8 protein-coding genes are annotated in these 11,910 nt (G+C 38.2%); 5 read left to right on the top strand and 3 right to left on the bottom strand.

Annotation, left to right across the window (positions count from 1 at the left end):
• Positions 1–125: 125 nt before the first annotated feature.
• A complete protein-coding gene (locus VH441_RS02450) occupies positions 126–650 on the bottom strand; it encodes an adenine phosphoribosyltransferase (RefSeq protein ID WP_434353904.1) in 525 nt (174 codons plus the stop codon).
• A gap of 216 nt (positions 651–866) precedes the next feature.
• Here VH441_RS02450 and VH441_RS02445 point away from each other — a divergent pair, with 216 nt between their 5' ends.
• The 4 genes from VH441_RS02445 to VH441_RS02430 all read left to right on the top strand — a co-directional run bounded on the left by VH441_RS02445 (position 867) and on the right by VH441_RS02430 (position 6,453).
• Entirely contained in the window at positions 867–1,838 is a 972-nt protein-coding gene (locus tag VH441_RS02445; RefSeq protein ID WP_434353903.1) for an alpha/beta fold hydrolase, read from the top strand.
• A 141-nt stretch (positions 1,839–1,979) separates the two neighbouring features.
• Positions 1,980–3,257 (top strand): phosphoribosylamine--glycine ligase, encoded by a 1,278-nt coding sequence (gene purD, locus VH441_RS02440; protein ID WP_434353902.1) that lies wholly within the window; start codon positions 1,980–1,982, stop codon positions 3,255–3,257.
• A 79-nt stretch (positions 3,258–3,336) separates the two neighbouring features.
• The gene (locus VH441_RS02435) at positions 3,337–4,716 is read left to right on the top strand and encodes an ABC1 kinase family protein (RefSeq protein ID WP_434353901.1); all 1,380 of its coding nucleotides are present in this window, start codon (positions 3,337–3,339) and stop codon (positions 4,714–4,716) included.
• Between the two features lie 114 nt (positions 4,717–4,830).
• Entirely contained in the window at positions 4,831–6,453 is a 1,623-nt protein-coding gene (locus tag VH441_RS02430) for a DUF3482 domain-containing protein (protein WP_434353900.1), read from the top strand.
• 36 nt (positions 6,454–6,489) lie between these two features.
• Here VH441_RS02430 and VH441_RS02425 read toward each other — a convergent pair whose 3' ends face one another.
• Positions 6,490–7,824, bottom strand: a complete 1,335-nt coding sequence (locus VH441_RS02425; RefSeq protein WP_434353899.1) for a S1C family serine protease — start codon at positions 7,822–7,824, stop codon at positions 6,490–6,492.
• A gap of 159 nt (positions 7,825–7,983) precedes the next feature.
• Between VH441_RS02425 and VH441_RS02420 the strand changes: the two genes are divergently transcribed.
• Positions 7,984–8,748 carry a Nif3-like dinuclear metal center hexameric protein gene (locus VH441_RS02420; protein WP_434353898.1) on the top strand — a complete coding sequence of 255 codons (765 nt, stop codon included), beginning with the start codon at positions 7,984–7,986 and terminating at the stop codon, positions 8,746–8,748.
• Between the two features lie 79 nt (positions 8,749–8,827).
• On the opposite strand, the gene VH441_RS02415 is transcribed toward VH441_RS02420, so the two are convergent.
• Positions 8,828–11,899, bottom strand: a complete 3,072-nt coding sequence (locus VH441_RS02415) for a LysM peptidoglycan-binding domain-containing protein (RefSeq protein WP_434353897.1) — start codon at positions 11,897–11,899, stop codon at positions 8,828–8,830.
• Positions 11,900–11,910: the final 11 nt, after the last annotated feature.

The raw sequence follows: 11,910 nt of genomic DNA, 5'->3' as shown, positions 1-11,910 counted from the left end.
CATATCAAAAAAGAGGTGGTGTCATAATTGAGAGCACCTCTTTTTTTGGTCATTTAAATTAATGGTCATTTTTATTGCCAATAGTTGGCACAGATATATCCATTAAAAGTAAAAATGTGTTGCTATTACTCAGCTTCTAGCACTGTATAAACAGGCGCTGGGAATTTTTCATGCAAGTTAACCAAATCAAGTAACACCAAAACGCCTTCAACCGAGTGCCCTGCACTTTTACAAAGTTCTAATGCTGTTTTTAAAGTACCACCAGTTGCTAAAATATCATCAACCAACAAAACTTTTGCAGGGTCCAAATCATCTTGGATCTCAAGCGTATCTTCACCGTATTCTAATGCATAGGCTTTGTTAGCAACCGGTGGTGGCAACTTACCTGGTTTTCTTAATAAAATTAAGCTTTTGCCAAGTCTACCTGCCAACAAGCTTGCAAACACAAAACCACGAGCTTCAATTGCCACTAAACAGTCTATGTCATCCATTAGCCCAGTTGGGAGTGCTTCTAATAATGCGTCAATGACTTCATTGACATGGTTGCGTAATAACGGCGTAATATCATAAAAATCGATACCTGGTTTAGGAAAATCTGGAACTGTACGAATTGCTTGCCACAATGGATGTGAACTTGATGATGAAGTCATGTTAACCTTATTTATCATTGATATAAAAGATGGTTTAAAAAAATTAATGAATGATTATTTTGGTGACCCAAAGCCTCTATAATATCATATATCCAGCTGTACATACAGTTACTCAATCTTAATATCTTTATTCCACAATAATGTGATTGATTAGCTTGCAAAATAAGAATACAAGTGTAAACTAACTTTAATTTAATCATCAATTAAATATGTAATATGAAAAACGCACTCAGCAATTGGGAACAACAATCAGGACTTATTTGGGAAGACTCAAAACTTACAAAAGGTTTTCGTCATGCTATGGTGGATATTGGCAATAACATAAGTTTAAGTGTCGAAGTTGCAGGCAATCCTAACAACCCAACACTTTTGTTATTGCTTGGTTTGGGGTCGCAAATGGTTTTTTGGCCTAATAACTTTGTGAACAAACTGCTAGATGCTGGTTTTTTTGTGGTGCGGTTTGATAACCGAGATGTAGGTTTATCAACTAAAATTAAAGTACCACAACTGCCTAAACCAAACCGTGTCAAGATGATGTTAAAAATGCAATTTGGTGTGAGTAACCATGCCGAACCAGTGCCCTATAATTTAGTTGATATGGCGGATGATGCCCATCGGCTTATTAAAAGATTAAACCTTAAAGATATCAACTTATTGGGCGCCTCGATGGGTGGTATCATTTCTCAAATTTTAACCGCAAAGCATCCTGAGCATATTCATCGTTTAATGCTGTTGTTTAGTACAACCAATCGCAAGTTTTTAAGAGTCCCTAAAACCAAGCAGTTAATGACATTTTTTAATCGCCCTGCCAGTTTTTCTGAAAAAGACTTCATACGCCACAGTGTTTGGTTTATGAATGCGGTTGGCTCACCTGGGCATGTTAATATAAAGCGCGTGAGAGAAACTGCCAAAATAAGATATGATAGATGCTTTTATCCTCGCGGGTCGTTACAGCAACTACAGGCAATTTTGGCAACCGGCTCTATCAGCAAATATAGTGAACAAATTAAGGTGCCTACCATTGTCATGCACGGCAGTGAAGACGGTTTGGTACCAACAAGTCATGGACGAGATATTGCTAAAACCATTCCAGATGCTAAATTCCATTTAATTGAAGGTATGGGGCATGATATCCCAGATTATTATCAACCTTTTATTGTGAGTTTAATCATCAATCATTGTTTTTAACTCAATCAACGCTTTAATTATCAAGCAAATCACAATCTATGACTTGCTAATTTTTATCGTGTCACTCAAAAGCATATTCAACCTACCCTGTTTTTGATACAATTGAACTTTCTATAACCAGACTTTATGGCGAATAAATTTATGAACTTACTTGTAATTGGTAATGGTGGTCGTGAACATGCCCTAGCATGGCAGTGTGCTAAGGATGAAAAAGTAAATACCGTTTATGTTGCTGGTGGCAATGCCGGTACAGCCACAGAAAAAAAATGTAAAAATATAGATTTAACGACTACAGATCATGACGCTATTATCAATTTTTGCCAAGAAAATAATATTGATATGGTGATTGTGGGTCCAGAAGCACCATTAGTGGCAGGGGTTGTTGATGACTGCCGTAAAGCAGGTATTAAAATTTGGGGTCCTAGCGCCTATTGCGCTCAATTAGAAGGCTCAAAAACTTTTGCCAAAGAGTTTATGCTACAAAACAAGATACCAACGGCAGCCTATCAAGGTTTTACAAATGCCGAAGAAGCCAAGCAGTATGTTAGCCAGCAAGGCGCCCCTATTGTTGTAAAAGCAGATGGTTTGGCAGCAGGTAAAGGCGTGATTGTTGCTGAAACCATTGAAATGGCATATGAAGCAATTGATGACATGCTGGCAGACAACAAATTTGGTGATGCCGGAAGTCGTGTTGTTATTGAGCAATTTTTAACAGGTGAAGAAGCCAGCTTTATTTGCATGATAGATGGTGACAACATTTTGCCGATGGCAACCAGCCAAGACCATAAACGTGTTGGTGAAGGTGACACAGGTCTTAACACAGGTGGTATGGGTGCTTATTCTCCTGCACCTGTTGTTACTGATGAAGTTCATCAAAAAGTAATAGAACGTGTGATACGCCCTGTTGTACAAAAAATGAAGGACACTGGCAATCCATATACTGGCTTTTTATATGCAGGATTAATGATTGATGAGCAAAATGATCCGTATGTTATTGAGTTTAACTGCCGTTTTGGTGATCCAGAAACACAGCCAATCATGATGCGTTTAAAATCATCGTTAGTTGATTTAATTGAGGCAGGTATTGAGGGGAACTTACCTAGCTCAGCAGTATGGGATGATAGACCAGCCTTAGGTGTGGTACTGGCATCAAAAGGTTATCCAGAAAGCTCGTCATCAGGTGATGTCATTACAGGCTTACAAAACATTGATAATGATGACCTTAAGGTTTTCCATGCGGGTACTGCATTGGATGACAACCAAAACTTAGTGACTAATGGCGGGCGTGTATTGTGTGTAACCGCATTAGCTGAAGACATTGCTGCTGCGCAAGTTGCCGCCATTAATGCAATTAAAAATATTGATTTTGATGGCATGCATTATCGTCGTGACATTGGCTATCGTGCAATTAATCGATGATTTTATAAAAGGTTAAGCTGGGTATTTACTCAGCTTTAACTTTTTGGTGTTTTATTTTTTAACCGTTTGATGATTTTTTATGGCGCATTCCAACAAACCTACCCTAAACAAACTTAAAACTTCGAGTTTAGACCGCCGTTTGTCAATGGCAAAAACTTCTTTAAATATTGGCAGGCGCTGGGCAAGCAATAGCCTTGGTGGTTTGTTGGTCGATAAACAAACACGGCAATTGCGTAAACAAGCCTTTATGCAAGAGCAAAGCCAATATTTGGTAGAAGAGATTGGTAAATTAAAAGGATCTGTGGTTAAAATTGGGCAAATGATGGCACTTTATGGCGAGCATCTATTACCGCCAGAAGTCACTCAAGCTTTACATACACTCAATGATAATACCGCACCCCTATCTTGGCATATTATTCAACCTGTTATTGCCCAGCAATTAGGCAATAGAGTCAATGACTTACAAATAGACCCTACACCAATTGGTACGGCATCTTTGGCACAAGTACACAAAGCAACCATCAAGCAAACAGGTGAACAAGTGGTACTAAAGATTCAGTACCCTGGCGTTGCTGATGCGATTGATTCTGACCTCAATATGTTTACACAGCTATTGAAGGTGAGTAATGCGGTTCCTCAAACCCGTGCTTTTGATACTTGGATAAATGAAATACGTGATTTACTCTACCGAGAAGTTGATTATGCGTTAGAGGCAAAAACAACCAAAGACTTTTATCAACGTTTGCAACACGACCCTCGCTATGTGGTACCCAAAATTATTGATGAGTATTCTAGCCCTCAAATTATTTGTATGACGTTTGAGCAGGGCTTGACCATTTCTGATACGCGCTTAAAAACACTCAGCCAACAAAGACGTGATCGTATTGGACAATCTGCCATTGATATCATGCTAGGTGAAATCTTTACCTGGGGAGAAATGCAAACCGATCCTAACTTTGGTAATTATCTAGTCAGGCTTGCTGAAAATGACAATGAGCAAGATAAACTTGTATTATTAGATTTTGGTGCAATTAGGCAATTTGATGATAATTTACTAAGTATTGCGCAATCTTTATTATTAGCTGGTTATAATCATGATAAACAGCAAATGATTGATGCCATGTCTGATACCAATTATGAGTTTTTTAATAAAATGAGTTTAAATATCAGAGCCGATATGGCGGATGTATTTTTGTTAGGTACTGAGCCATTGGCAAATGCCGAAAAATTAGATAAGTTTGTGTGGCTCGATGATAATGGCAAATACATTTGGGCAACCAGTGACTTGCATGCAAGGATTATGCAACGTGCACGAGAGGCAGCGCAATCATTTGAATTTAGCATCCCACCAAAAGAGTTTATGTTTATTAGCAGAAAATTTATTGGCGCTTACACTTTGCTAACAGTCTTAGACTCTCGGACAAACGCAAAACAGATGGTTGAAAAGTTTATTGATTAGCGCAGAGTTATTTTGATAGTGAGTAACAAAATTGATATTGATGTTAGATGTATTTGTTTTATGCTTATCTAAATAAGATTTGTAAAAAATAAATAAAGCGTGATGAGAAAAGTTATGACAAATGATAAATCAGCCAAAGAGTCTACCCAATTAAATAGTAATCAAGGCTTATTTTCTGATAAAGCCTTTCCAAAAGATGCCTCTTCGATAGAAGCTAAGCAATCTACACAAAACAACATCAATCAACCCCCGTCACCAACTAACAAGGATGCTGAAAGCTTACAGATAATAGCTTCTAATACTCAAACAAATATTGAAGACCAACCAAAAGCTGTGCCAATAAAAGATAATGATGTTTTAAAATTAGCTGTGGTTGGCCACACCAATACGGGTAAAACCTCTATATTACGTACATTGCTGCGTGATAAATATTTTGGTGAAGTAAAAAATGAATCTGCAACGACTCGCCATGTAGAGCAAGCACTAATTAGCAATGCCCTAACTGGGCAAAATTATATCGCTTTGTATGATACACCTGGACTGGAAGATGCCTCTGGCGTGATGGATTGGTTAGAAGACAATACAGCAAGCCGCCGAGATGGTATAGAGCGATTGCAACTGTTTTTAGCAAGTGAACAAGCCAATGCAGATATGCCGACAGAACTTGACCTATCACAAGAATCAAAGGTAATTCGTCAATTATTAGCAAGTGATATGGCAATTTATGTTATTGATGCAAGAGAACCTGTGCTTGGTAAATATAAAGATGAGCTCACTGTACTTTCTTGGGCAGCAATACCTGTGATGCCCGTTTTTAACTTTACGAAAAACCAAGATGCCAATATTAAAGACTGGCAAGATATGTTAGCCCGTCGTAACCTACATATTAGTACTCGATTTGACTCTGTTGCGTTTGAGTTTAATGATGAAATGACACTATGGCGTAATCTTGCCACCATGTTGCCAAATGCAAAAACTGTAAGACAGTTGATTGATGCACGTGAATCTAATTGGGCGCAGATGCTTGATGACGCAAATATCATCATTGCAGATTTTTTGGTTAACGTTGCCAGTTTTGTAAAAGAAGTAGATGATAAAGATGACCCAATGCCTATCTTAACTGAAATGCAAGAAGCAGTAAGACAAGCCGAACGTAGTATGCAAAAGCAGCTATTAAACTTATATAAGTTTTATGATAGTGATGTGTCTGCCACGCCATTAAAGTTAGATGAATATCAACAAGATCCATTTGATCCCGAAGTATTAAAAGGTTATGGTATAAGAACCACCTCAGGTGCAGCAGCAGGTGCATTGGTTGGGTTGGGTATTGATGCCGCAACCTTAGGTACATCACTTGGTTTGGGCGCTGCCATTGGCGGTATTGCAGGTGGTATTTTATCAAACACAGGTAAAATTGCAGAAATGATTAGCGGGGTAAAACACTTGCATATTGACCCTGCGACAATTACTTTATTGGCAACGCGTTCTATGGATTTGTTAGTGGCATTACGTCACAGAGGTCATGCAGCAAGCGACAGCACCCCAATCGCAGAGATGCAAGAGCAAAGTATCGCACCTTGGAAACCAGAGCGTATCCCTTCTATATTACGCAAGGCTCGTAGTAAGCCTCATTGGTCATCACTGGGTGATAAAAGCAATGCAGCAACGGCAGAAGAAATGCGTAAAGATGCTGCTTGGGCGTTGTCAAACAAACTTCGCCGCAAACAGCAATCATAACCAATCTAAAGATTAAAAAGCGATAAAAACATAGGATTAATTATTAGAGCGGTTTTCTAGCTCTAATAATTCTAACAGTTCGCGTTTTAATTGCGCTCGTTCTTCTTCAGACATGTTCGCCATACTTTGAGCCTGCTCATCTATGCTATTATCGCTATTTTCAGGTTCATTGGGGCTATTGTCTTGTGCATGACTTAACAACTCATTTTGGGTTGGTCGCTCAGCAAGTTTGATTTGAATTGTCTGCAAATCACCATTACGCAAAATTTGGGTATTAAGTACAGAGTTTGGTAATTTACGAGCAACATACTGCACTAAGGTATTAGCATCTGTCATTTTTTTACCATCAATATTTACAATCACATCACCAATTTGTAAGCCACTGGTAGCTGCCGGTCCATTTGCCACCACGCTTAATACCTCTACCCCAACGGTTGCTTCTAAATCTGTTGGATCTTTAAGCTGAGATTGTATTTCAATGCCCAACCAACCACGACTAACATGACCTTTTTCAATTAAGGCATTCATAACCTGTTCGACAATACTGTTTGGGATTGCAAAACCAATGCCCATAGAGCCACCAGATTGCGAGAAAATCATCGTGTTAATACCAATCAGCTCACCTCTGGCATCTACTAGTGCACCACCAGAGTTACCAGGGTTAATTGCGGCATCCGTTTGTATAAAGTCTTCAAATGTATTAACACCAAGTCCTGTTCTTCCAGTGGCAGAAATAATACCCTGTGTAACAGTTTGCCCTACGCCAAATGGATTACCAATAGCAAGTACCACATCTCCTACTTGCATTGCTTTTTGCCTAAACACCAAAGGTTTTAAGCCTGTCATATCAACCTGAATAACTGCTAAATCACTTTCTGGGTCTGTCCCTACAACTTGAGCACGACTTTTTCTGCCATCATTTAAAGCAACCACAATTTCATCTGCATGTTCAATCACATGGGCATTGGTGACAATATAGCCATCCTCTGACACAATGACACCAGATCCAAGGCTAGTTGAGTTCTCCTCTTGTTGTGGTAAGCCCCCTTCAAATTCAAAATAGCGGCGTAAAACAGGATCATCCATATAAGGGTTTTGCAGTACACGCTGATTGGTGTAGATGTTAACAACAGACTGTGCAGCCACTGCAACGGCGTCATGATAGGAGGTAACTACATTATTTTTTAATGGCTGATTTTGACCAGTTGTCTCTTCTTGACTATCTGCTTTAGCAACAGGTGGTGTCCATTGTGTCAGCTTTTGCTGCTGGCTGTTGTTGTAATACCAAGCAAAAAATGCAATGATACCAACCAATAGAAGACAAGGTATCCAATGCCATAAGCTTCGTGTTTTTTTATTGTTTTTTGTCATATTAAGCCTGTCCATCATCATTTTTATACATAACATATAGTTTAACATTTAAATCTCAATAACGTACAATACTAGATAAAGGTTTTGATTTAAATTTTGTATCTATACTCTGCGCAAATCTTGCAGAGTCATTACAAACCGTACATAACAGAGTAAACTATGAGCCATTACTTATCACCACAACAGTTACAAGCTTGGTGTAACGACTATTTATTAGCCAATGAATTTAAAGATTACTGCCCCAATGGGTTGCAGGTTGATGCCGCTGTCGACATTAAAAAAATAATAACGGGCGTTACCGCGAGTGAGGCATTGATTGACAAAGCAATTAAAAAGAATGCAAATGCCATTTTAGTTCATCATGGCTATTTTTGGAAAGGTGAAGACCAATGTATCGTTGGTATGAAAGGTAACCGTATTCGTAAACTGCTTCAAAACGGTATCTCATTATTTGCTTATCATTTACCGCTAGATGCCCATCAAGAGATTGGCAACAATGCACAATTAGCAAAATTGTTACAACTTGAGAACAGTGAACCCCTCTATCCTCAAGAAAAACATCCAATAGGTAATATCTATAGCGCGCAAAATTTATCTCCTACAAAGCTCATAAAAACAATTACACAGGCTTTAAATCGTGAGCCGTTACATATTGATGCAGGTAATGAGAGTTTAAATAGAATTGCAATTTGTACAGGGGCTGCACAAGATATGATAGAACAAGCAGCACAAATGAATTGTGATGCCTTTATATCTGGAGAAATATCAGAAAGAACAACGCATCTAGCACGTGAGCTGGGTGTTGACTATTTTGCTTGTGGTCATCATGCTACCGAAATCGGCGGTATCAAAGCGTTAGGTGAGCTTATTAACCAGCGACTTGATATTGATGTTGAGTTTGTAGATATTAATAATCCTGTTTAGTGAGTATTAATGTATAACGTAAATTAAAAAAGCGACAAGTATGTCGCTTTTTTGAAATATCAACTGAATAGTTGTGTTGTTATTTAAGAGGCAACTTAATACGTTGACCAATTTTTAACTCTGTATTTTCTGGTATATCATTCAATTGAGCCAGTTGCTTAGTAGAAACCCCTTGTTTTTTTGCCAAACCAATTAAAGTGTCTCCACTTTTTACAGTGTATTTAATTGATGTTGCAGGAATCTTAAGCTTTTGACCAATTTGTACCTGAGATTGAATGCTCAAGTTATTTGCTTTCGCCAAAGTGGCAACACTCATATTAAATCGTTTTGCTAAATTAGTAAGACTATCACCAGATTTAACTTGATAAGTTGTAGCAATGACGGTACTAGAACCAACTTGCTTAGAGCTGGCATTATCGGTCACTTTTTGCTTAGTATTTGATTTAGACTCGTTTCGCTGACCATTTGAGCCTGTATTACCTGTCGTTGGTATGGTTAATACTTGTCCAATTTTTAAATCACTGGTGATGGATAAGTTATTAGCTGTTGCCAGTAAAGAAGGTTTTATCCGCAGTCTATTAGCAACACCTAATAAAGTATCCCCTGCTTTAACTTTATATTTGCTAATTGATGCTTTGTTTGAGGGCTCTAAAGGCAAGCTGTTTGCAGGTACTTTAATCTTCTGCCCTAATTGGACATGGTAATTAGTGGTAAAGTTATTTAAATCCGCAATAACTGAGCTTTTTGTATTAAGTTTATCCGCAATACCCGTGAGTGTATCCCCTGTTTTAACCTGATAGTAAACAACATCAACTTTGGCTGCTGGTTTTTTATTGGTTGCAGTTTTGCTAGCTTTTTCGGCTGGTTTACTTGCCAATGAGTCTTTTGCATTTTTGGGTAACTTAATGGTTTGTCCAACATACAAATCATCCGTGATTTTAATGCCATTGAGCTCAGCAAGTGTTTTAACTGGCGTATTAAAACGGCGTGATAAAGCAATGAGACCATCACCAGATTTAACCTGATAATTTTGTGTTTTAATAGTTTTTTGAGCCGTTGTGTTGTTTGATGAAGAAACATTTTTGCTAACGGTTGTATTAGCCCGATTATCAACCAACCAAAGCTTTTGACCAATACGTAAGTCATCTGTTACAGACATATTGTTGTATTTGGCAAGTTGGCTAGGACGCAGCCCTAACTCATTAGCGGTGCCAATAAGCGTATCGCCTGGTTTTACAACATAAGTTTGTGGTTGCTTATTAGTTTGGCTAGCCTTGTCATTAGTTTTTGTTGCGACTAAAGGTTTTATTGGTTTTGCATTATATAAATATAAAGTAGAACCAGCCAATAAAGTGGCATTAGGACTCATTTGATTCCACTTAGCGATATCACGCCAATTTACTCCAGCTCGATTTGCAATGTTTAGCAATGTATCACCACGTTTTACGGTATAGGTTGAACGCTTGCCTTTCGGCTTAGTGTCTTTTGCTAACTTATTATCTTTAGTGGCAAAGCTCAGTTTCTTTTCTTCGCCTTTTTCTTCAAGTACATCTTGCTGAGTTTTAATTTCATCAAGTTTAATGTCTTTTGGTGCTTTACTGACTGGTAATACACTTTTTTCAATGACTTCTTGTTTAACTGATTCGCTTGTTACCTTATTAGAGGCGATAATTTCTTCTTTTTTATCTAATGATTTAGCAACACTCACTGTTTTTTGGCTACTTTGTATGTTGTTAGCTTCTAGAGTTGTGTTGCTAGATGTGTTGGCTTTTGCACTGATAACCTCTTTATTAATACGAGATATTTCAGCAGCAGTTAACGGAGGCTCACTACTTACGGCTGTTGGATATTGGTTGGTATTATTATTTACTACAATATTATTGGCAGAGTTATGAATTAATGCGCCTTGTGCGTAGTTGGCAAGTTCATTGCCATTTGTTGGCAAACGAGACTTATCATAAGGTTTGCTATTGTATTGGATGTTATTATTTTTTGATATGTTTTGAAAGGTCGTATTTAAAGCGGTATAAGTCTCTTTAGGGTATTCATTTTTGATAATCGCACCCGAGCCCAATGCACTGAGTTTTTTATCAACATTAACGCTTACCGAGTTTGGTATCACAATACGCTGAGGCGCATGACTAACAATTTGCCCAAAGGTAAGACCAGGGTTTAAATTTTGAAGTTCATCACTACTGATACCAATAGTTTTTGAGACTTGATATAAACTTACGCCGGTTGCTACTGGTACCGTTCTAAAATGTTGTTGGTTAGCAATTGCTGGTAAATAAACACCATGATTGGTTGGATTAGAAACAATATCACTGACTGCCCAAAAACGAGGGACATAATTCATAGTTTCTTTGGGTAGCTTTAATGACCAAAAATCAGTGGGTAAACCACGAGACTCATTACGATTAATGGCACGTTGTACACACCCTGGACCACAGTTATAGGCTGCTAATGCCAGCTCCCAACTTCCAAAACGGTTGTACAAGGCTGTTAAAAACTCATAAGCGGCACCAGTTGATTCAATAACATCACGTCTGCCATCATAGTCTTGGGTAACGCTGAGTCCATACATTTTGCCTGTACTGGGTATAAACTGCCATAAACCTGCTGCTGAAGCATTACTGGTTGCACTTGGGTCATAAGAACTTTCAATTACGGGTAGAAGCGCCAATTCTGTTGGCATATGACGTCTTTCAGCTTCTCTAACGGTGTGATATAAATAACGGCTTGCTCGAGCAGTTAATCTATCAAGATACTGTTGTCTGGTAATAAACCAATTTTTTTGTGCTTCAATGCGGGCGTTATATTGGCTATGGTCTAAACGAAAACCAGAACGTAACCTATCCCACAGGTTACCCATACGCATGATATCTGCCTGATTATTTTCTACCATATCCATGTTTTTTGCTTCAAGCAAATCAGCAAGCTCATTAATACTAGCAACGTCAAGCAAAGAGCCAGAATAGTCTGTTTGCTCATAATTAGTATTTACGACACTATTTGTATTGCTATAGGGCTTTTTACTGCCTGTACTACTACAAGACGACAACATAATTGCCGAAACTGATACCGTTAACAAAACAAGCTGTGAAGCAATTTTTTTGTCGTTATTTTTGTATTGAGAGCAATGTTGAATCATAAATAGGGTAA

This window comes from Psychrobacter sp. HD31 (assembly GCF_051097895.1).
Classification (GTDB): domain Bacteria; phylum Pseudomonadota; class Gammaproteobacteria; order Pseudomonadales; family Moraxellaceae; genus Psychrobacter.
Note: the sequence above shows the minus strand (reverse complement) of the source record. Positions and strands in the feature narration are given on the sequence as shown.

Coding starts and splice junctions, on each gene's coding strand:
- VH441_RS02450 (WP_434353904.1), bottom strand. CDS start 650: ATGACTTCATCATCAAGTTCACATCCATTGTGGCAAGCAATTCGTACA.
- VH441_RS02445 (WP_434353903.1), top strand. CDS start 867: ATGAAAAACGCACTCAGCAATTGGGAACAACAATCAGGACTTATTTGG.
- purD (WP_434353902.1), top strand. CDS start 1,980: ATGAACTTACTTGTAATTGGTAATGGTGGTCGTGAACATGCCCTAGCA.
- VH441_RS02435 (WP_434353901.1), top strand. CDS start 3,337: ATGGCGCATTCCAACAAACCTACCCTAAACAAACTTAAAACTTCGAGT.
- VH441_RS02430 (WP_434353900.1), top strand. CDS start 4,831: ATGACAAATGATAAATCAGCCAAAGAGTCTACCCAATTAAATAGTAAT.
- VH441_RS02425 (WP_434353899.1), bottom strand. CDS start 7,824: ATGACAAAAAACAATAAAAAAACACGAAGCTTATGGCATTGGATACCT.
- VH441_RS02420 (WP_434353898.1), top strand. CDS start 7,984: ATGAGCCATTACTTATCACCACAACAGTTACAAGCTTGGTGTAACGAC.
- VH441_RS02415 (WP_434353897.1), bottom strand. CDS start 11,899: ATGATTCAACATTGCTCTCAATACAAAAATAACGACAAAAAAATTGCT.